The 21,337-nt window shown below is 56.3% G+C and carries 19 protein-coding genes; 9 read left to right on the top strand and 10 right to left on the bottom strand.

The genetic code is table 11. From position 1 onward, the window contains the following. Positions 1–413: 413 nt before the first annotated feature. The 6 genes from AC13E3_RS04795 to AC13E3_RS04770 all read right to left on the bottom strand — a co-directional run bounded on the left by AC13E3_RS04795 (position 414) and on the right by AC13E3_RS04770 (position 6,308). Positions 414–1,037, bottom strand: coding sequence for a protein-methionine-sulfoxide reductase heme-binding subunit MsrQ (locus tag AC13E3_RS04795; RefSeq protein ID WP_008170683.1), 624 nt, complete (start codon positions 1,035–1,037; stop codon positions 414–416). Then, positions 1,037–2,011: a protein-methionine-sulfoxide reductase catalytic subunit MsrP gene (gene msrP / locus AC13E3_RS04790; RefSeq protein ID WP_053114538.1), complete on the bottom strand. Its 975-nt coding sequence runs from the start codon at positions 2,009–2,011 to the stop codon at positions 1,037–1,039. Before msrP ends, AC13E3_RS04795 begins: the two co-directional genes overlap by 1 nt. 95 nt (positions 2,012–2,106) lie before the next feature. Continuing rightward, positions 2,107–2,925, bottom strand: a complete 819-nt coding sequence (pssA, locus tag AC13E3_RS04785) for a CDP-diacylglycerol--serine O-phosphatidyltransferase (protein ID WP_041644958.1) — start codon at positions 2,923–2,925, stop codon at positions 2,107–2,109. An 89-nt stretch (positions 2,926–3,014) separates the two neighbouring features. After that, the gene (gene ilvC, locus AC13E3_RS04780; RefSeq protein ID WP_008170689.1) at positions 3,015–4,031 is read right to left on the bottom strand and encodes a ketol-acid reductoisomerase; all 1,017 of its coding nucleotides are present in this window, start codon (positions 4,029–4,031) and stop codon (positions 3,015–3,017) included. Between the two features lie 64 nt (positions 4,032–4,095). Beyond that, positions 4,096–4,587, bottom strand: coding sequence for an acetolactate synthase small subunit (gene ilvN / locus AC13E3_RS04775; protein WP_008170692.1), 492 nt, complete (start codon positions 4,585–4,587; stop codon positions 4,096–4,098). A 2-nt stretch (positions 4,588–4,589) separates the two neighbouring features. Beyond that, positions 4,590–6,308 carry an acetolactate synthase 3 large subunit gene (locus AC13E3_RS04770; RefSeq protein ID WP_136630115.1) on the bottom strand — a complete coding sequence of 573 codons (1,719 nt, stop codon included), beginning with the start codon at positions 6,306–6,308 and terminating at the stop codon, positions 4,590–4,592. 521 nt (positions 6,309–6,829) lie between these two features. Here AC13E3_RS04770 and AC13E3_RS04765 point away from each other — a divergent pair. Next, on the top strand, positions 6,830–7,285 hold the full coding sequence (locus AC13E3_RS04765; RefSeq protein ID WP_092034264.1) for a DUF4124 domain-containing protein: 456 nt from the start codon (positions 6,830–6,832) through the stop codon (positions 7,283–7,285). 64 nt (positions 7,286–7,349) lie between these two features. On the opposite strand, the gene clpB is transcribed toward AC13E3_RS04765, so the two are convergent. The 3 genes from clpB to rluD all read right to left on the bottom strand — a co-directional run bounded on the left by clpB (position 7,350) and on the right by rluD (position 11,972). Next, complete coding sequence (gene clpB / locus AC13E3_RS04760; protein WP_008170699.1) at positions 7,350–9,926, bottom strand: ATP-dependent chaperone ClpB; 2,577 nt, start codon at positions 9,924–9,926, stop codon at positions 7,350–7,352. A gap of 320 nt (positions 9,927–10,246) precedes the next feature. Continuing rightward, complete coding sequence (gene pgeF / locus AC13E3_RS04755) at positions 10,247–11,005, bottom strand: peptidoglycan editing factor PgeF (RefSeq protein ID WP_092034266.1); 759 nt, start codon at positions 11,003–11,005, stop codon at positions 10,247–10,249. Then, positions 10,995–11,972 (bottom strand): 23S rRNA pseudouridine(1911/1915/1917) synthase RluD, encoded by a 978-nt coding sequence (gene rluD / locus AC13E3_RS04750; protein WP_008170702.1) that lies wholly within the window; start codon positions 11,970–11,972, stop codon positions 10,995–10,997. The genes pgeF and rluD overlap by 11 nt, the downstream gene beginning before the upstream one ends. A 134-nt stretch (positions 11,973–12,106) precedes the next feature. Here rluD and AC13E3_RS04745 point away from each other — a divergent pair, with 134 nt between their 5' ends. Next, positions 12,107–12,940: an outer membrane protein assembly factor BamD gene (locus AC13E3_RS04745; RefSeq protein ID WP_008170703.1), complete on the top strand. Its 834-nt coding sequence runs from the start codon at positions 12,107–12,109 to the stop codon at positions 12,938–12,940. Positions 12,941–13,000: 60 nt separating this feature from the next. Here the strand turns inward: AC13E3_RS04745 and AC13E3_RS04740 are convergent, their stop codons facing one another. Further along, positions 13,001–14,671 (bottom strand): NAD+ synthase, encoded by a 1,671-nt coding sequence (locus AC13E3_RS04740; protein ID WP_092034268.1) that lies wholly within the window; start codon positions 14,669–14,671, stop codon positions 13,001–13,003. Between the two features lie 93 nt (positions 14,672–14,764). Between AC13E3_RS04740 and AC13E3_RS04735 the strand changes: the two genes are divergently transcribed. From AC13E3_RS04735 to AC13E3_RS04705, 7 genes are all read left to right on the top strand, one after another. Then, entirely contained in the window at positions 14,765–16,420 is a 1,656-nt protein-coding gene (locus AC13E3_RS04735; protein WP_092034270.1) for a sensor histidine kinase, read from the top strand. Between the two features lie 56 nt (positions 16,421–16,476). After that, positions 16,477–17,865: a sigma-54-dependent transcriptional regulator gene (locus tag AC13E3_RS04730; RefSeq protein WP_092034272.1), complete on the top strand. Its 1,389-nt coding sequence runs from the start codon at positions 16,477–16,479 to the stop codon at positions 17,863–17,865. Between the two features lie 116 nt (positions 17,866–17,981). Then, positions 17,982–18,554, top strand: coding sequence for a GspH/FimT family pseudopilin (locus AC13E3_RS04725; RefSeq protein ID WP_092034274.1), 573 nt, complete (start codon positions 17,982–17,984; stop codon positions 18,552–18,554). A gap of 163 nt (positions 18,555–18,717) precedes the next feature. Then, entirely contained in the window at positions 18,718–19,200 is a 483-nt protein-coding gene (locus AC13E3_RS04720; protein ID WP_092034276.1) for a GspH/FimT family pseudopilin, read from the top strand. Then, on the top strand, positions 19,191–19,688 hold the full coding sequence (gene pilV, locus AC13E3_RS04715; RefSeq protein WP_482901778.1) for a type IV pilus modification protein PilV: 498 nt from the start codon (positions 19,191–19,193) through the stop codon (positions 19,686–19,688). Before AC13E3_RS04720 ends, pilV begins: the two co-directional genes overlap by 10 nt. Further along, positions 19,685–20,809, top strand: a complete 1,125-nt coding sequence (locus tag AC13E3_RS04710) for a PilW family protein (protein WP_092033016.1) — start codon at positions 19,685–19,687, stop codon at positions 20,807–20,809. Before pilV ends, AC13E3_RS04710 begins: the two co-directional genes overlap by 4 nt. Further along, complete coding sequence (locus AC13E3_RS04705) at positions 20,809–21,318, top strand: pilus assembly PilX family protein (RefSeq protein WP_092033013.1); 510 nt, start codon at positions 20,809–20,811, stop codon at positions 21,316–21,318. The genes AC13E3_RS04710 and AC13E3_RS04705 overlap by 1 nt, the downstream gene beginning before the upstream one ends. Positions 21,319–21,337: the final 19 nt, after the last annotated feature.

Genomic DNA, 21,337 nt, shown 5'->3' with positions numbered 1-21,337 from the left:
TACAAGAATCCGAAGATTCTCTATTCTTGCTCAAGACAAAACTCAATTTCGACGAGTCACTGTCCTGATATTTCATATCCGAAATACCTCGGCCAGCGCCCACACGAATTACTTGGTCAACTTTTTAAAGAGCGTTTGAGCGGTTGCTCAATCAAGGCCGCGTATTCTACATCGTAACGCCGCCTTGTCAACCGTTAATCCGAAGAATTTTAAAACTCATTTTCTTCAGTACTTTCAAACGGTTACTTCTGCTCGGAAAACCGCTGTGAGTGGCTTGTCCCTCAGAAGTGGTGCGCATTCTACAGGCGTCAGGAAAACTGTCAACGAGGTTTTTGAATTAATTTATAGCGGTATCGGTTTCCACGTATCCGCCTGATCAGTCAGTGATCAGATCGTATTCTTTTTACTCAAAATCAGCCTCTGACAAACGGAATCAGCGCGCGACTCCCGCTCCATTTCCAACGAAGCGCCAGCAGAACTGCGATTATCAGGCCGTACACCACCATTTCTCCAACGTCACTGCGGGACTGCCAGATGAAATGAACCCATGCCGCTATCGCAATCGGGTACACCAGCTTATGCAAGGCTTTCCATTGCCGGCCCATCCGCCTCATCATCCCCTTTGTTGAGGTTAACGCCAGTGGCACAAGCATAAGGAAAGACACCGCCCCCGCCAGGATATATGGCCGCTTGGTGAACGTGGCCCATAGATCGCTCCAGCCAAGAATAAACTGCAGAAACGCCAATACATGCAACACCGCATAAAAGAACGCAAACAGACCAAGCATCCGGCGAACCCGGATCCACGCTCCCCACCCTGTCCAACGCTTGAGCGGTGTCATGCATAAGGTAGCAATCAATAACTGAAATGCCGCGATGCCCAGCGACTCTGTTACTTCTTGCCCGGGATCCGGGCCGAGGGACTGGCTGGCAATGCTGGCAATCAGCACCAACAGGGGAACGCTGGCGAGCAGCGCTACCAGCAGGCGAAACGCCAGCACAAACCCCGGTTGGTTCAGCACACGCTTCTCATTCATCAATAGAACTTGCTCAAATCCATGCCCTTGTACAGATCGGCAACCTGTTCTCCATAACCATTGAACTTGACGGTTTCCATGTAGTTGGGAGAGAGCAAGCCAGAGGGCAGCCTGCGCTCCCGCTTCTGGCTCCACCTCGGATGGTCAACTTCAGGGTTCACGTTGGCATAGAAGCCATACTCCTGGGGCGCAAGCATTTCCCAGGTAGTCTTGGGGCGCTCCTCCTGAAAGCGAATCTTGACGATCGACTTGATGCTCTTGAAACCGTACTTCCAGGGCACGACCAGCCGGATAGGCGCGCCATTCTGGTTTGGCATGGTCTTGCCGTAGAGCCCAACAGCCAGGAAGCTTAACTCGTTCATTGCCTCGTCCATGCGAAGACCTTCCTGATAAGGCCAGTCGATGGTGCTGAACAGCGAGCGCTGACCTCGCATCTGGTCCGGATCATAGAGGGTCTCGAAATAGACGTACTTCGCCCTGGAAGTCGGTTCGAGCCGCTTGAGAATGTCGGCCAAGGGGATCCCGATCCAGGGAATCACCATCGACCAGGCCTCGACACAACGAAGCCGATACACCCGTTCCTGATACTCGTGAGGTTTCAGCAGATCTTCCAACGCATACGCACCGGGCCGATCACATGCGCCTTCAACAACCACGGACCAGGGATCAACGGTCATCTCATCGGCGTACTTCGCCGGATCCCCTTTTCCAGTGCCGAACTCGTAAAAGTTGTTGTAACGGGTTACGTCCTCAAAAGGGGTTTTCTCCTCGTCGGTGGAAAAGCCGGGCATCGGAACAAAATCCAGCGCTTCTCCCGGGACAGGAAGCTTCGCTGCCGACAACAGACCGGGCACTGAAAGGCCAGCGGCCACAGCCAGGGTGCCGGACATAAATTGACGTCGGTTCAGGTAAACAGACTCGGGCGTAACTTCAGAATGAGGCAAAGCCCAGGAAGGGCGTTTCTTGATGAGCATGGAAAGTCTCCGTCGGGGCATCAGCCAGCAAAGGCGTTGACCGGAGACTGTCTTGAAAATTCCCGGACCTCACTGAGGAGGCCCGGAAGGGGTGCTCAGTCAGCGGCGCCTGGAGCTTTCCGTGGCTTGCCACGGAAAAGCGCACGAACAGGGCCGGACAACGCGTATATCAGAAATCCAGTAAACAATACGGTTGCAGGATCCAGCGCGATCACTACAAAAACCAGCACCACAAGCAGAATGGCGGCAAACGGTACACGGCCACGCAGGTCCAGATCCTTGAAACTGCGGTACAGAATATTGCTCACCATCAAAACACCGGCACCTCCGACCACAAACATGGTCAACAAGGTGAGCCAGGTAGACGGTTCGAAAAGATGGAAACACCAGACCAGGCCCGCGACACAGGCAGCCGCAGCCGGACTCGGCAAGCCGACAAAGAACTTCTTATCGACCGAGCCAATCTGGGTATTGAACCGTGCCAGGCGCAAAGCGGCGCCAGCCACGTAGATAAAGGTGATGGCCCAACCAACCTTGTCGAAGGCGTTCAGTGACCAGAAAAAGGCTACCAGCCCGGGAGCGACGCCGAAGGCCACCATGTCGGCCAGACTGTCGTACTCCTCACCAAATTTACTCTGGGTATTGGTCATCCGGGCGACCCGGCCGTCGAGACCGTCCAGAATCATCGACACAAAAATAGCGATGGCGGCATTGTCAAAGACGCCGTTGGCGGCAGAAACAATGGCGTAGAAACCTGAGAACAGCGAAGCGGTTGTGAGCGCATTGGGAAGCAGATATATCCCCTTGCGGCGCACGGGCGCACCTCCTACCAGCTCTTCTTCAACCACTTCCCCGGCCTCGACTTCATAGTCCGGGTTCTGCTTGCCGTCGGCGGATTTTCTTTCTTCAGTCATTCCCATTACTCCGGAAAGCGTTTGGGCGGAGTATATACGAAAAACGCGGCCACCCGGGCCGCGTTTTTCAAAACCAGGCGGAATTCCGCTTAGTTTTTGTCCTTATCCACGATCTTGTTCGCGGAGATCCAGGGCATCATGCCGCGCAGTTTTTCACCAACCACTTCGATTTCGTGGGCAGCGTTCTGGCGACGACGCGCCGTCATGGACGGATAGTTCAGAGCGCCTTCAGAGATAAACATCTTGGCGTACTCGCCGCTCTGAATACGCTTCAGCGCGTTGCGCATCGCTTCACGGGACTGCTCGTTGATGATTTCGGGACCGGTCACATACTCACCATACTCCGCGTTATTGGAGATGGAGTAGTTCATGTTGGCGATACCGCCTTCGTACATCAGATCGACGATCAACTTCAGCTCGTGCAGACACTCGAAGTACGCCATTTCGGGCTCATAACCGCCTTCCACGAGCGTTTCGAACGCCGCTTTAACCAGCTCCACGGTACCACCGCAGAGAACGGCCTGCTCACCGAACAGATCGGTTTCGGTCTCATCCTTGAACGTGGTTTCGATGATGCCGGTACGGCCGCCACCGATACCGCTGGCGTAGGACAGAGCCAGATTCTTGGCGTTGCCGGAGGAATCCTGGAAGATAGCGATCAGGTCGGGAATACCACCGCCGTTTGCGAACTCGGTGCGCACGGTGTGGCCCGGTGCCTTGGGAGCAATCATGATGACGTCCAGATCCTTACGCGGAACGATCTGGTTGTAATGGATAGCAAAGCCGTGGGCGAACGCCAGGGTGGCGCCTTGCTGCAGATTCGGCTCGATTTCCGCCTTATACAGCTGGGCCTGGTATTCGTCCGGAGTCAGAACCATGACAACGTCGGCGGCGGCAACGGCAGACGGTACGTCGCTGGTCTTCAGACCATAGGCTTCCGCCTTGGCGATGGAAGAAGAACCCGGGCGCAGGCCCACGGTCACGTCAACGCCGGACTCTTTCAGGTTGCACGCGTGAGCGTGGCCCTGGGAGCCGAAACCAATGATGGCAACTTTCTTGCCCTGGATGATGGAAAGATCGCAATCCTTATCGTAGTAAACCTGCATGAGAAACCTCTGTTATTTGTGATGGCCCCGAAGAGCCATATTGTTCAAACCCTGTTTGAAATCGTTAAAGGCTGAGCACCTTCTCGCCCCGGGCGATACCGGATACACCGCTGCGCACCACTTCCAGTACGCCCGACGTGCCAACGGCCTGAATAAAGCCGTCCAGCTTCTCGCTGTCACCTGCCAACTGAACCGTGTAAACGGAGCTGGTCACATCCACGATCTGGCCGCGGAAAATGTCCACCGTACGCTTGATCTCGGCACGCTGGGAACCCGTGGCTTTCAGCTTGACCAGCATCAGTTCGCGTTCGATATGGGCGCCTTCGGTGAGATCCACCAGCTTGACGACTTCAATCAGCTTGTTCAGTTGTTTGGTGATCTGTTCGATCACCTTGTCAGACCCCGTGGTGGTCACCGTCAGACGGGACAACGTCTCGTCTTCGGTTGGCGCCACGGTGAGCGTTTCGATGTTGTAGTTGCGCTGGGAAAACAGACCAACAACCCGTGACAGGGCGCCGGGCTCGTTTTCAAGCAAAACAGAAATGATTCGACGCATGATCAGACCCTCTCCGTCTTGCTGAGCCACATATCCTTCATGGAGCCCCGGGCAACCTGCATCGGATACACGTGCTCAAAGCGGTCCACGTAAATATCCACGAACACCAGATCGTCCTTCATTGCCAGCACTTCTTTCAGCTTGGTTTCCAGATCTTCTTTCTTCTCAATCCGGACACCCTTGTGCCCATAGGCTTCCGCCAGCTTGATGAAATCTGGGAGTGATTCCATGTAGGACTCGGCATGACGGGACTCGTAGTTCATGTCCTGCCATTGCTTGACCATACCCAGAGCCTGGTTATTCAGATTAATGATCTTAACCGGCAGGTTGTACTGCTTGCAGGTCGACAGCTCCTGGATGTTCATCTGGATACTGCCCTCACCGGTAATGCACAGCACTTCGTCGTCCGGATGGGTCAGTTTTACCCCCATGGCCGCCGGCAGGCCGAAGCCCATGGTGCCGAGACCACCGGAATTGATCCAGCGGTTGGGCTTATCGAACTTGTAGTACTGGGCCGCGAACATCTGATGCTGACCAACATCGGAAGTCACGAAGGCTTCGCCGTTGGTCAAGCGACACAGCATTTCGATGACTTCCTGGGGCTTGATCACATCCGGGCTGGTCTCATAGCGCATGCCATGGAATGCTCGCCACTCGTCAATCTGCTTCCACCAGGAAGCAATTGCGTCCGCGTCCGGCTTTTCCTTGGCTTCCTTCACCAGCGACAGCATTTCCTTGAGCACAGCGTCAACCGGGCCAACGATGGGCACATCGGCATCCACGGTTTTGGAAATCGAGGCCGGGTCGATGTCGATATGGATGATGCGCGCGCCCGGACAGAACTTCTCGGTAGCATTGGTCACCCGATCATCAAAACGGGCTCCCACGCAGAGAATGAGATCCGAGTGGTGCATGGCCATGTTGGCTTCGTACGTGCCGTGCATGCCAAGCCAGCCCAGGTGCTGTTTATCGCTGGCCGGGTAACAACCAATGCCCATCAGGGTATTGGTGATCGGATAGCCCAGCAGCCGTACCAACTCAGTCAGCTGATCCGATGCCTTGCCCAGAACAACCCCACCGCCTGCGTAGATAATTGGGCGCTTCGCCGCCAGCATCATGTCGACCGCTTTCTTGATCTGACCGGCATGGCCGCGAATAGCGGGGTTGTAGGAGCGCAGTTTGACCTTCTTGGGATAGGCGTACTCGTAACGCTCGTTCGGCGTGGTCATATCCTTGGGAATATCCACGACCACAGGACCGGGGCGACCGGTCGCGGCAATATAATACGCCTTACGGATAATCTCCGGGATTTCCTCGGGATGACGGACACTGAGATTGTGCTTAACCACCGGACGGGAGACACCCATCATATCGGTTTCCTGGAACGCGTCCTCGCCGATGAGGGTGGACGCAACCTGGCCGCACAGAACCACCATGGGGATGGAATCCATGAATGCGGTGGCAATGCCAGTGATGGTGTTGGTGGCTCCAGGACCCGAGGTCACCAGTACGGTACCTGGTTTTCCGGTCGCACGGGCATAACCGTCGGCCATGTGGACCGCCGCCTGCTCGTGCCTTACCAGAATGTGCTTGACTTTGTCCTGCCTGAACAGCGCATCATAAATATGAAGGGCTGCACCACCCGGATAGCCGTATATGTATTCGATACCTTCATCTTGAAGGGACCGGATCAGCATATCGGCGCCAGACAATAACTCCACGATTTTCTACCCTCTTCTACGAGTGAATGAGCCGGGAAGGCTCCCGGTTGCCTGGATTCACGGTGTCCATGCTTCTTTTGAAAGCGGAACCGGCTGCTCCTCCACACCTTGTTAAGAGGTTGTCTCCTGGCCAGCCGCCCTCCTGAGGGTTGCGGAGAACGGCCAATCAACGGGTTGCACGTAAGCAACAACCATCCCGCGACGGATACGCGGCGCGTTCAGTGTGGTAATTGATGGGGGATACTCGCTCGGGATTGCCTGCCGTATTGACCCCAGTCTTCAGGCAATCGGTAATTCTGACAGCGCGAAACTCCCTGTCAATAGCCGCTGCAGGTTTCTGTGCCTATACTGGCCGAAGGTCTGCCATACTTGACACAAATCCGATACAAAGATTTGAACCAGACAGAAGAAAATCCGCAACACTGGTGGCATGATAGGGAATAATAAGCTGAGAAAAAACGGGCCCGGTTTATCCAGGTTGTCTGCCTGCCCGGGAGCAGTGAACACACGCGAGTAGAGCCATGAACAGAAAAATCCTGACGCTGACCTTATTACTGGCCGTTGTACCAGGTGTCGCCATGAGCGCCTCTGTCTATAAATGGACCGATGAAAACGGGGTTACCCATTTTGGGGACCGGCAGCCTACGGGCTCAAAGGCCGAACGAGTCAATGTTCGCTCCGGCACCTCTTCCGACGCGTCTGGCAACAGGCAGAGCCCCCAGGAGCGTCTGCAGAATATGCAGGAACACCAGGAAGATGAGGCAAGGCAGCGCCAGGAGACCGCCGTTGAGGAGGCCCGCCGGAAACAGCGCGACGCAAATTGCGCGACAGCCCGGTCCAACTTGGAGGTAATTGCCAACCACGCCCGCATCCGGATTGAGGAAAACGGCGAACTGCGCTATCTGACTCCGGAAGAGCTTGCCGAGAAACGGGCAGAACTTGAGCGAATGGCGGAAGATAATTGCGAACCGATGTGAACATGTAAAAATGGGGTCAGATGAAAGCTTTCATCTGACCCCGACTTCAGCTCCGACTCTCGGGTCAGGCTTTGGTGAAATCCAGGTGGTGGTCCTTCACTGTGCCACGAATGACATCACCCGACACAAACTCTCCCTTTAGCAGCCTCTGGGCCAGCGGGTTCTCGATCATCCGCTGGATGGCCCGCTTCAGCGGCCGGGCACCGTAGACCGGGTCATAGCCCACTTCCGCCAACAACTCCATGGCAGCATCATCCAGCTCCAGCTTCATATCCTGCTCTTTCAGGCGCTTGCTCAGAGACTCGATCTGAATCCGGGCAATGCCCTGGATTTGACTCTCCGCCAGCGGGTGGAACACCACCACTTCATCCACGCGGTTGATGAACTCGGGGCGGAAATGAGTGCCGACGACTTCCATGACGGCATTCTTCATGACCTCGTAGCTCTCCTCGCCGGCTTTCTGCTGGATGATGTCCGAGCCGAGGTTTGAGGTCATGACAATGACCGTGTTCCGGAAGTCGACGGTCCTGCCCTGCCCGTCAGTCAGGCGACCATCCTCAAGTACCTGCAAAAGTATGTTGAACACATCCGGATGGGCTTTTTCCACCTCATCCAGCAGCAACACGGAATACGGCCGACGGCGGACCGCTTCGGTCAGGTAGCCACCTTCCTCGTAGCCGACGTAGCCCGGGGGCGCACCAATCAGGCGAGCCACGGAATGCTTCTCCATGAACTCGGACATATCGATGCGAACCATGGCTTCCTCGGTATCGAACAGGAAGGACGCCAGCGCCTTACACAGCTCGGTCTTACCCACACCCGTCGGGCCGAGAAACAGGAACGAACCGTTTGGACGATTGGGGTCGGACAATCCGGCCCGGGAACGACGCACCGCGTTAGAAACAGCTTCAACCGCCTCATCCTGGCCGATAACCCGACCATGAAGCGCCTCTTCCATGCGCATGAGCTTATCGCGCTCACCTTCGAGCATCTTGGACACCGGGATGCCGGTCCACTTGGAGACAATCTCGGCGATTTCCTCGTCGGTTACCCGGTTGCGAAGCAGCTTCATTTCCATCATTTCTGCCTGGCTGGCCATATCCAGCTGGCGCTCAAGCTCAGGAATCTGCCCGTACTGGAGCTCAGACATCTTGCCGAGGTCACCGGCACGACGGGCATTCTCCAGATCAATGCGGGCCTGTTCCAACCGGCTCTTGATCTTCTGGGACCCGTGCAATGCCGCCTTTTCGGTATTCCAGACTTCTTCCAGATCGGCGTACTCACGCTCGACACCGGTGATCACATCGGACAGTTCCGACAGGCGTTTTTTCGAGGCAGCATCGGTCTCTTTCTTGAGCGCCTCACGCTCGATTTTCAACTGAATCAGACGACGTTCGAGACGATCCAGGGCCTCGGGCTTCGAATCCATTTCCATCCGGATCTGGGAAGCGGCCTCGTCCACCAGGTCAATGGCCTTGTCCGGCAGCTGACGGTCGGCAATGTAACGATGCGACAGTTTGGCGGCGGCGATAATGGCGCCATCTGTCACCTCAACCCCGTGGTGAACTTCATAACGCTCTTTCAGGCCCCGCAGGATGGCGATGGTATCTTCCTCACTGGGTTCGCTGACCAGTACTTTCTGGAAGCGACGCTCAAGAGCGGCGTCTTTTTCGATGTTTTCACGGTATTCGTCCAGGGTAGTCGCGCCCACGCAGTGCAGCTCGCCACGAGCGAGCGCCGGCTTGAGCATATTACCGGCATCCATGGAGCCTTCGGCCTTGCCGGCACCAACCATGGTGTGAATCTCGTCGATGAACAGGATGATCTGACCTTCCTGTTTGGACAGTTCGTTCAGAACAGCTTTCAGGCGTTCTTCAAACTCACCCCGGAACTTGGCGCCGGCAATAAGGGCACCCATATCGAGTGACAGAACCTTCTTGTCCTTGAGGCCATCGGGCACCTCGCCGTTGACGATACGCTGGGCCAGCCCTTCGACGATGGCGGTTTTACCAACGCCGGGCTCACCGATGAGAACCGGGTTGTTCTTCCGGCGGCGCTGCAATACCTGAATGGTACGGCGAATTTCATCATCGCGGCCGATTACCGGGTCCAGCTTGCCGGCCTCGGCTCGCTCGGTAAGGTCGATGGTGTATTTGGACAGAGCCTGACGGTTTTCTTCGGCGCTGGCGTCGTTGACGGCTTCACCGCCGCGAACGTCGTCAATCGCTTTTTCCAGGGCAGCTTTATCAACACCCTGCTCCCGAAGTACGCGACCCAAAGTACCCCGATCTTCCAGGGCGGCCAGCAACATGAGCTCACTGGAGATGTACTGGTCTTTGCGTTTCTGGGCGAGCTTGTCGGCAATGTTGAACAGCCGGCCCATGTCATTGGACATGGAGACGTCGCCGGCCGATCCCTGCACTTCGGGCAGGTTTTCGATCTCCCGGGCGATCGCCTGGCGAATGCGTCCGGGCTCTGCGCCGGCCTGCTTGAGCAAGGGTTTGATGGCGCTGCCTTCCTGATCAAGCAGTGCCTGCATCAGGTGCACCGGCTCAATGAAGTTGTGATCCTTTCCGACCGCGATGGACTGTGCGTCCGCGAGGGCGGTCTGCAGCTTGCTGGTCAGCTTGTCGATTCTCATGTGTACTTTCCCCAAATTTCTGCGAATACCATGGTGCCTTGGGTGGCGGATATTCGATTGCTTTGACAGTTAATGTAGGGGCAAGTAGAGGGACTTCAAGCGGGGCGGCGGTGTATTCGTCAGAAAATTGACGGCCGTCAGGTTTGAGTTTGGTGCTGGGTGCAAGGCTGGCGCGAGGCTGCTTTCCAGAACACGCCGTGAATACATCCCTGTAGGCTTGGCTGCAGCATCCATGCTGCAGACAGTTCTGGAAAGCAGCCTCGCACCAGCCACCGGACTTTTCAGCAACCGCCTTGCCACGGCCACTTCAAGTTGGCCACTTAGCTTGTTAGCCAGACCAGCGTGGCCATCCGCCCTGTTTGGCCATCCCTGCGGTATGAAAAAAACCGATCTGAATCCTGAACGGTACACAGGGCACCGCCAGTCACGCTGGAAACACCGAGATGATTTAACCTCAGAGTGGCAAGGGCATAGATATCTGCCATGAAATGACCCGGCCGAGCGCCTTCGGCTCTAAAGGCGAGGACCGCTTTGGGACCATGATCAAGGAAGGCGTCACGCACTTCCGGGCCGACCTCGAAGCTGTCCGGACCGATGGCCGGGCCGAGCCAGGCTTGCAGGGTTTCGGGCGCAACCGCCATCTCGCTCACCAGATTCTCGATAACACCGCCACACAGGCTTCGCCAGCCACAGTGGGCGGCGCCAACAACCGTTCCTTCGCGATCGGCAAGGATAACGGGCAGGCAGTCGGCGGTAAGGATGGCGCAGGCGATGCCCGGATGACAGGTGTAGCTGGCGTCAGCCTCGGCCGTTTGTCCGACGTTGTTCGGGGTTAGCTCAACGACCGCGGTACCGTGTACCTGGTTGAGCCAACCAATACGGGCGCTATCCAGCTTCAAGGACTCGGCGAGTCTTCGCCGATTCTCTTGGACGTGTTCCGGGTTGTCTTCGACGTGACTACCGAGGTTAAGACTGCTCCAGGGTGGAACGCTGACACCCCCGACGCGAGTTGTGCTGACCGCCCGCACTCTATCGGGCGCAGGCCAGTCCGGTTTCAGGGCGTTACCTTCAATAGTCACGGGTTTCCAGCTCCCGGGCGTGTTTGCGCAGAGCTTCAATCAACGCAACCATATCCTCAGGCAAGGGAACCTCCCAGGTCAGGATTTCACCGGTTTCCGGGTGTTCCAGGGTCAATTGCCGGGCGTGGAGGGCCTGACGGTTGAACGCCGAGAGGGCCTCTCTAAGCTCGTCAGTGGTTCCCTTGGGCAGTCTCAGCCGACCTCCATAGAGCGGATCTCCGACCAGCGGGTGTTTTACATGGGCCATATGAACCCGGATCTGATGGGTTCGGCCGCTTTCCAGTTTGCAGCGGACGTGAGTGTGGGCGGCAAAACGTTCCACCAGACGATAATGGGTGACCGCCGGTTTGCCGGAGGCGACGACCGCCATTTTCTTGCGCTCCCGAGGATGCCGGCCGATGGGCGCATCAACCGTTGCGCCGCCGGTGAGGGTGCCAACGACGACGGCCTCGTACTCGCGGCCCATGGTTCGGGTTTGTAGCTGGTCGACCAGGGACGTGTGCGCAATCAGGCTACGGGCAACGACCATAATGCCCGAGGTGTCTTTGTCGAGGCGGTGTACGATACCCGCCCTGGGCAGATTCTCGACCTCCGGTGCGTAGTTCAGCAGGGCATTGACCAGGGTTCCATCGGCATGGCCGGCCGCCGGGTGCACTACTAGGCCCGCGGGCTTGTTGATGACCAGCAAGTGCTCGTCCTCATAGACAATATCGAGGGAGATTTCCTCGGCCTGCCAGCTCACCTGGGCTTCCGGCTCGGCATCCAGCGCCAGGCGATCATCCAGCATCACTTTGTCCCGAGGCTTTCGCGTCTCACCATTCACCGTCAACGCGCCGCTTTTGATCCAGGACTGCAGGCGGGAACGGGAATGTTCGGGCATCAGTTCTGCCGCGGCCTGGTCAAGGCGCCGATCACTCAGTTCCGGCGGCACGACAAAGTTGGCGATGATTCGTTTTTCAGATGACATTAAGCCCCCAGGGCCTGTGTGTGTTACGTTTCGGTCAGATTATTGGAAACAGCGAGGCATTGCTCTGCACATGGAGCCACTTCCCCGCTACAATGACTGCCCTTGAATTAATCGACATTATACGGGATTCCGGAATGAGATCAGGTCTTCGTTTGCTGTTACTTTCCACACTGGTTGTTCTGGTCAGTGCCTGCGCCTCCAACAAGCAGGAGGAAGTACTTCCGGAGAAGACCTACTATGAGAATGCACGCCAGGCCATGACCTCCGGGAATTTCAACGAGGCAGAGGAGAACCTGGATGCCCTGGAAACCTACTATCCCTTCGGTCGCTACGCCGAACAGGCCCAGCTTGATCTGATTTATGCCCGCTACCAGAACCTGGACCTGGAAGGTTCCCGCGCAGCTGCCGACCGTTTTTTGCGTCTGAACCCGCAAAGTGACCACGGGGATTATGCGCTCTATATGCGTGGCCTCGCCTCCTACAACCTGGATATCGGCCTTGCTGCCCGTTACTTTCCGATCGACGTTGCGGCCCGGGATCCAGGCGAGCAGCTGCAGTCTTTCCGGGATTTTTCGGAACTGCTGAGCCGCTACCCGGAAAGCCAGTACGTCGCAGATGCCCGACAGCGAATGATCGCAGTGCGCAATCGCATGGCTGAGCTGGAACTTTACGCTGCCCGCTATTACGTCAAACGCCAGGCCTATGTGGCGGCCAACAACCGGGCGCGGTACATCATCGAGAATTATCCGACCGCAACGGTTACTGAAGAGGCTCTGATTATCCTGGCAGAAACCTTTCGCTTCCTGGATCTGAAAAAAGGTTCACAGGACGCAATCGCCATGCTCCGTACCAATTTCCCGGAAAGTGAGGCATTCAATGCCGACGGCGATTTTGAGGTGGATCTGCTGGAGGGTGAAAACCGTTCACTGACGAACGTTGTTACCTTCGGTTTGATGGGCGACGAGTAAGGGCTCAAACAGCTGAATTTGGGGCCAGATGAAAAGTTCATCTGACCCCGAATACTTCAACTATTTGCCACTCTTCCAGCCGTTGGTGATCGGATAACGCCGGTCCTTGCCAAATCCTCGCTCGGTAATTCGAACACCAATCGGCGCCTGCCGACGTTTGTATTCGTTGATATCTACAAGACGAATAACCCGCTCAACGTCGACTCGCTCGAAACCTTCCGCAACGATCGCATCGGCACTGAAATCCCGCTCTACATACAGATTCAAAATCTGATCCAGTACATCGTAACCGGGCAGGCTGTCTTCATCTTTCTGGTCCGGCGCCAGTTCTGCCGATGGCGGCCGGGTGATCACACGCTCGGGGATCACTTCTCCCTCCGAAAGCGTGTTGCGGTATTTGGCCAGGCGGAATACCAGGGTTTTGGGCACATCCTTGAGCACATCAAAGCCGCCAGCCATATCGCCATAAAGCGTTGAATAGCCCACCGCCATCTCGCTCTTGTTACCAGTGGTCAGCACCAGGGAACCAAACTTGTTGGAAAGCGACATCAGCAGAACACCCCGGAGACGCGCCTGCAGGTTTTCCTCGGTTGTATCCGGTTTGGTGCCCTCAAAAGGCGCTGCCAGAGTTTCCATGAAGGCGTCGTACATGGGTTCAATGGAAAACACATCGTACTGCACGCCCAGGGCAACGGCTTCAGCCTCGGCATCCTCAAGGCTCATGCTGGAGGTGTAACGGAACGGCATCATCACCGCCCGAACCCGATCCTTGCCCAGGGCATCGACTGCGACCGCCAGCGTAACGGCCGAGTCGATTCCGCCTGAGAGCCCCAGAACCACCGACTTGAATCCATTCTTGTTGACGTAATCCCGAACACCGGTCACCAGGGCGCTATAGACATTGGCCTCCAACGACGGTTCTTCCGGCAGCGGCCGGGATACCGGCTGGCAATGGTGCTCGCAGAGGAAGTCAACCGGGTACAGGCCCTCGCCAAATTGAGGAGCCTCCGCCATAAGCACACCCGAATGGTCGAACACCATGGAGCCCCCATCGAAAACCAGTTCGTCCTGGCCACCCACAAGATTCACGTACACGATACTGACCATATTCTCCCGGGACTTTCGCTCCAACAGGGCCTTGCGACGTGCCTGCTTGTCGATATCGTACGGTGACGCATTGAGATTCAGAATCAGACGGGCGCCTGCGGCCGCACAGTCTTCTACCGGCCCCTCCTTCCAAAGATCTTCACACACGGTGATACCTACAGGAACGCCCCGGATATCCAGAGTCAGAACATCCTGGCCTTCGGCAAAGTAACGCTTCTCGTCAAACACCTGGTAGTTGGGCGGGAAGCGCTTGAAATACCGGCCGGTAATCTCGCCACCGTCAATCACAACCGCCGCGTTATACAACAGCGGGCCATGACGAAGGGGAGCACCGATAACGATCACCGGGTCCAGCCGTTCCGCCTGCAACCTTTCCAGCGCTTCGTTGACCCGCACTTCCAGGCTCGGGCGCAACAGCAGATCCTCCGGCGGATAGCCGGTCAGGCAAAGCTCGGGAAAAACCACAATGTCCGCCTGATGCTCGGACGATGCCCGGCGGGCAGCCTCAAGGATAAGCTCGGTATTGCCGGGTATGTCCCCCACCAGAAAATCCAGCTGGGCCATCACCACCCGCAGTTTTCTGGCAGACACCCCGGTCGCTGCCTGATTTCCGGACACGGACATAAATCGGCTCCTGTAACTCATTGCCATGAAAAGGCTATTATAACCCCGCATAGGCGTGGATTTCTTCCGACCAACAGCGGATTCCTGTGAATCATGGCAGCAGATACACCAGCACAATCGACCGAAACGCTCGGCCACCCCCCTTCAACACCGTCCGGTGTGCAGCAGGCAAAGCTATTCAGGATCTACAACCACTACCGCCTGGTGGTGAGCCTGATGCTGGTGGCGCTGTTATTCGTGGACCCAGTCAACTTTGACATGCGTTTCCGGCTGCTGGATTACTACCAGGCAGGCGTCTCCGCTTACCTGGGCCTGAATGCCTTCATCGCCCTGCTTCTTGTGGCCGGCTTTCACCCCAGCCAGCGCCATATAACGCTTTCGATCCTGCTGGATATCCTCATCATGCACGGCCTGCTGCTTGCCAGTACAGGCATTACCAACGGCCTGGCCAACCTTGTGATTGTATCTGTTGCGGCGGGCAACATCCTGACCCCGAGTCGCATGGGAACCTTCTACGCGGCTCTGGCAGCGATCTGCTCCCTGGGCATCTCCGGATGGGCCGTGCTGGCGCTGGGTGAGTCCGCCGATGATATCGTCCGGGCCGGCTCCCTGGGCATCCTTTACTTTGCCGCGGCTTTCGTCCTGCAAAGCATCTCCCGCCGAATGATGCGCAGCGAGGCACTGGCCAGCAGCCGGGCGCGCAGCATTGCCGAGCTGGAGAAGATCAACCAGCAGATTATTCAGCGCATGCGAACCGGCATTCTGGTGCTGGACCGTTTCGGCCAGATCCGTCTTGCCAACGCTGCTGCCGAGGAGCTTTTATATGGCGCGCCAAAAACCTCATTACCGATTCAGGAACGCGCAACCGTGCTGCCCAAGCCGCTCAAGCAGGGCCTGGACGTGTGGCTGAAGGACCCAACACAGCGCATTGAACCGTTTCAGCCCTCACCGACCTCGCCGCTGCTGCAAGCCAATTTCACACAGCTGGACCAGGAGCGGGGCGACCAGATTCTTGTGTTCATTGAGGACATGAGCAAAGTCACCCAACAGGCCCAGCAGATGAAACTGGCATCGCTGGGCCGACTGACGGCCGGCATCGCCCATGAAATCCGCAATCCACTGGGCGCGATCAGCCACGCGGCCCAACTGATGGAAGAATCCCCCAACCTCGAACCCGGCGACCGCCAGATGCTGGAGATCATCCGACGCCACTCCCGACGGGTGAATGGCATCATAGAGAATGTACTGGATCTTTCCAGGCGCCGGGCCGCAAATGCCGATCTGATCGAAGTGGCACCCTGGCTCCAGGAATTTCGGGAAGACTTCCTGCAAACGCAGGACGAGGACTGCACCACGGCGAATATCGTTCTGAAAATCGATCCGCAACTGCCTCCGGCGCGCTTCGACAAAAGCCAGATTGAACAGGTGATGGTGAATCTTTGTGACAACGGTTTACGCTACAGTGAACAGCACTCGGGACAGCGAAAGATCGGCATTCATGCCGGTGCAACCGAAGATGGCGAGCGGGCCTATATCGATGTCCGTGACCAGGGGCCAGGCATTGCACCCGAGCACAGAAACTCTGTGTTCGAACCGTTTTTCACCACAGACAAGACCGGGACCGGGCTCGGGCTTTATCTGGCCCGGGAACTGTGCGAGGCTAATCAGGCCCATCTTTCCCTGGTAGAAGATAACAAGCCCGGCTGCTGTTTTCGCATTACATTTGCTCACCCGGGGCGAATGATCTGAACCGGCGCCGGCGGATATCGGGCGCTTGAACAACGACATGGAACCGACGACACAAGATGACCACATACACAGCGCTGATCGTTGATGATGAACCGGACATCCGGGAGTTACTTGAGATCACCCTCACCCGGATGGGCATAACAACCCTCACGGCACCCGACCTCACCAGCGCCCGGAAATTGCTGGAACAGAACACCACCCACCTCTGCCTGACCGACATGAACCTGCCAGACGGTAATGGCATCGAACTCGTGCAGTGGATTCAGAAGCATTCTCCCGCCACGCCTGTTGCTGTGATTACAGCCTACGGCAACATGGATACCGCGATCGAGTCTCTCAAAGCCGGGGCTTTTGATTTCGTATCCAAGCCGGTGGAACTGCCCCGTTTAAGGGAGTTGGTCAATAGCGCCCTCAAATTAGCCGAGCCAAAGGCAGACACAGAAGATACAGCCGACGAGCCAGGCCTGTTGCTGGGTAAATCGCCAGAGATACGCAAACTCCGTAACCAGACCCGAAAACTGGCCAGAAGCCAAGCGCCCGTTTTTATCAGCGGCGAGTCCGGCAGCGGCAAGGAACTGGTTGCCAGAATGATCCATCTGCAGGGCCCCCGCCGCGAGGGACCATTCATCGCGGTTAACTGCGGCGCAATTCCCTCAGAGCTGATGGAAAGCGAATTTTTTGGCCACAAAAAAGGCAGCTTTACCGGGGCCGTGGAGAATAAAGACGGCTTATTCCGTTCGGCCAACGGCGGCACCTTATTCCTTGATGAGGTGGCAGACCTGCCCCTCGCCATGCAGGTAAAGCTGCTCCGGGCTATCCAGGAAAAGGCAGTTCGTCCGGTTGGCGATACCAAAGAGGTGCCCGTGGACATCCGGGTACTGAGCGCTACCCATAAGAACCTGCCGGAACTTGTTCAGGAAGGCAGCTTCCGCCAGGATCTTTTCTACCGGATTAACGTAATCGAACTGGCGGTACCTCCTTTAAGAGAGCGACCGGATGATATTCCCCTGCTTGCCAATCACATCCTTGAGAGGATTGCGAAAGAATATGAATGCGACCCCGCTTCGTTAACGCCAAAGGCCGTGGAACGACTGCGAGAATATAATTTCCCCGGCAACGTCAGGGAGCTAGAAAACGTATTGGAGCGGGCCTTTACCCTCTGCGACGCCGACCTGATTGATGCTAACGATCTCCATCTGGGGAATGGCGTGCAGCACGCGGCCTCCGCCACGCAGATTATTGCCGAGGGAGAGGCTGGTGAGCGAGAGGGTGTTGCTGTGCCTGATGGGGAAATCGACCTGGAGGGATACCTGGAGAAGATTGAACGACAAGCGATTGAGAAGGCGCTTGAAGCTACCCGGTGGAACAAGACGGCGGCTGCTAAACGGCTGGGAATCAGCTTCAGGGCACTTCGTTATCGACTAAAAAAGCTTGGAATGGAATAAATAGCATTTCATCGGCATAGTGGACCCAAACCTGATAAGGTTTCAGCACTAAAAGGCAACATTCTGCTTTTCACAGGAAGTGAAAAGTGTTTGCAAACCGACACGGAAGTCAGAACATGTACAACCATATCAAAACCAGAGGATTTACTCTGGTCGAGCTAGTCGTCACCCTCAGTCTGGTTACCCTACTGGCAGGTCTTGCCCAGACATCCTGGACTCAATTGCTGGTTTCAAACCGCCATAGGGATCTTACTCAAGACATTCAGCGCATGTTTGCCACGGCTAGATCGCATGCCATTCACAGCAAAACGCTGACGACTATATGCCCGCTGTCCCCAGAGCGCAGATGCACCGACGATTGGACGTTACCGGTCGCGGTATTCCCGGATCGCAACAACGACAAGCGCCCTGACGACGACCACATCCACCAAATCTTCAAGCTAAACAACGGGCATTCCAATATATATTCCCGGACCGCCGGAAGAGGCTACTTTCAGCTGGCAGCAGATGCTATGAGTCACGGCACTATGGGCAGTTTGATCGCATGCTCCCGGAGAGCCGACGGGCGGACTCAGATGAGTTATCTAGCCCTGAATATCGGGGGCAGAATTCGCGTGGTCCATGACGATGACGGCGACGGAAAAATCCGCCTTCCTTGGGGTGCAAGTGTCGCTTGCCCGAATCCGTAAGCGCCTACCAGGGCAATCCATGAACCCCCAGAAACGTGACCCTTATCACAACACTGTCAGCAGAAGACCGCTTAATCCAGATCTTGGACCGCTCGTCGCGCGGGTAGTGAATGTAACCAAGGCCTTTGATTAACTAGAGTGGAGCTCACTGACAGGACATGGCATGTTGAAGAAAGATGAGGGTTTTACGCTTATCGAACTGTTGATCACGATGGTCATCCTCGTGATTATTGCAACGGTCGCGATTCCGGGCTTTGGTCGTTTGATTGAAAGCAACAGGCTGATGACGGGCACTAACCTTCTTGCCTCTTCGATAAAGCTTGCACGAGCCGAGGCAATCAAACGCGGCACCAATGTCACATTTAGTACCGATGGCGGACTTGAGACGGGATGGTGCGTGCATGCCGGCGATGCGGCGGGGGACTGTGCGAACGACCAGATCCGTCGCTTCGAGGCTCCTGCTGACCTTACCTTTACAGAGACAACTGGCGACCTGGTCTTCGACAGACGTGGTTTTTTAGTTCCCCAAAATGCCCAGACCTTCACAGTGGCCCCGAATGGCTGCGCCTCTGGCGACATAACGTTCCGTACCTTACGTATCAGCCCTGTCGGAAGAACTGAAATAGAAGATGGAGTATGCCCGTGACACCAGTAACACCCTTGATGATGCTGAAACGGCAACAACATCCATTTTGCATTACTAGCCAGTGCGGACTGGGTTTGATTGAAATCCTGATTACCGTGCTCATTCTGGGTATTGGCATTCTCGGCGTGGCATCGACACAGGTCGTTTCTCTCCAGATGAACACCCAATCACAGAGCAGAAGCCAGGCGGTTCTGTTGGCAGAAGATCTGTTCGACCGTATTCGAGCTAATCCTGACACGCCGAATGACTACGCACTGGCACAGGGCGATGCACAAGGGGCAAACAATGGCGGATGTGCCACTTCCTTCGTCCCCGCGAACGCAACGGTAGCAGCCAATGACATTGCTGCCTGGGAAAACAGCCTGGCCTGCCTGCTGCCGGAAGCTACTCGCGCGGTTACAGTCAACGGCAACGTTGTCACGGTCACCATTGATTGGGACCAGAACGACGCGAACATGAATCCTGTTGTAGTGAGGACCCAGATTTGATCACTTCATCATCAACCCAGTCTCAGCAGCTATTCGTGTCGGCGCAATCTGGCCTCTCCCTGGTTGAGCTTCTGATCGCAACGGCCCTTGGCCTTATCCTGACACTCGGAGTTACCCAGATATACCTGAGCGGGAATGAAACCTATCGCCAGACTCAGGGCTTAGCTCATGCCCAGGAAAGCACACGATTCGTGTCAGCTATCATGGCACCGGACCTTCGGTCAGCGGGTAGTTTTGGCTGTCTGGCTGAGATGGGGAGGCCCCTGGACCAGGTTGTTGACAACCGCCTCAACGGCGGCTTGACAGTTCCGCTTGCGCAGGCCCTTCAAGGATGGGAGTACAATAATACTGGACCGGGCGATAATGTAACTCTGGCGGACGCGATGGCGACACCAGGTGCGGGCAACTGGGCATCAGGGACGGCAGGAGCGAACTTGCCTGCCAATCTTGCTGGTTCTGTGGTGACGAATTCGGATGTCCTCGTGGTCAACGCGATGACCCCGCTCGGAGTACCAGTCAATGCCGCAAATCCACAGAATGGCAACAGTATCAACTTGGTCGACAATTCAGGAGTCCCCGTCAACAGGGTGGTACTGGCAACACTCGGAGACTGCTCTGCGGGAGAGCTTTTCCAAAAGTCCAACAACGCAAACTCCAGCTCAATCACCATGGCAGGCGGAAACGTAAACCCGGGCAATAACGGAAATAACTTTAACCTAACATACGAACCTCAAACCCGAGTTTACGAATTCACTTCAACCGCTTACTACATAGGTCAGGGCACGAACGGGGAGCCTGCGCTGTTCCGTCGGCTACTCACGCCGCTTGAGGCGCCACAGGAAATGGTTTCAGGCGTCGAAACACTGCAGATCCTCTACGGCGTCGACACCGCCGGAACTAATGCAGCCGACGACTACCTTCCTGCCGACCAGATCGCCAACTGGAACACGGTCGTGAGCGTGCGTTTCTCGGTAATGACCCGGAGCCAGGATGAGGTACTGGACGAACCAAATAATCGGAACTTCGACATGCTTGGGAGCCAAGTTGCGCAAGCTAACAACGGGGATCGTCGTGTGAGACTGGTGTCCGTCGGAACAACCGCGATCCGGGGGAGAATGTAATGGCTAGTTTCCAGAACCTTTCCAGTGCACCCAAAGTTAACCACCCATCTCATCGTGAGCGTGGAGCCACGCTCATAGTGGCACTGGTTATGCTGCTTCTGATCTCATTGCTGGCTGTCGGCGGTATGCAAGGTTCGATCATGCAGGAGCGCATGGCGAGCAATGCCCACGATGGATCAATTTCCTTCCAGGCCGCAGAAACTGCCTTGAGACAGGGTGAGGCCGATATTCTGAACACCTTGGCAACTCGTCAGGCAGCGACTGTAACCGCAAGGCTGACAACGGCCTGGGACTGGGATGGTGCAAACCCAGCCCCATCAGGCAATGGCAATGTCGGCGTTCAAGTGAATTCTGAGCCAGTTTACCACCAGGCACGCTTGGCAGATGTTTGCTCCATCGATCCAACGGAACCGTGTTTTGAGCGCTTCCAGATTACGAGCCGGGCTGAAGGTGGTAGCGCAGAAGCGGTTACAGTTCTTCAGTCAACCGCGCTGCTGCCTCCAGAATGACCGTTTCGCGGGAGCGAAC

Source organism: Marinobacter sp. L-80, assembly GCF_056859395.1.
Note: the sequence above shows the minus strand (reverse complement) of the source record. Positions and strands in the feature narration are given on the sequence as shown.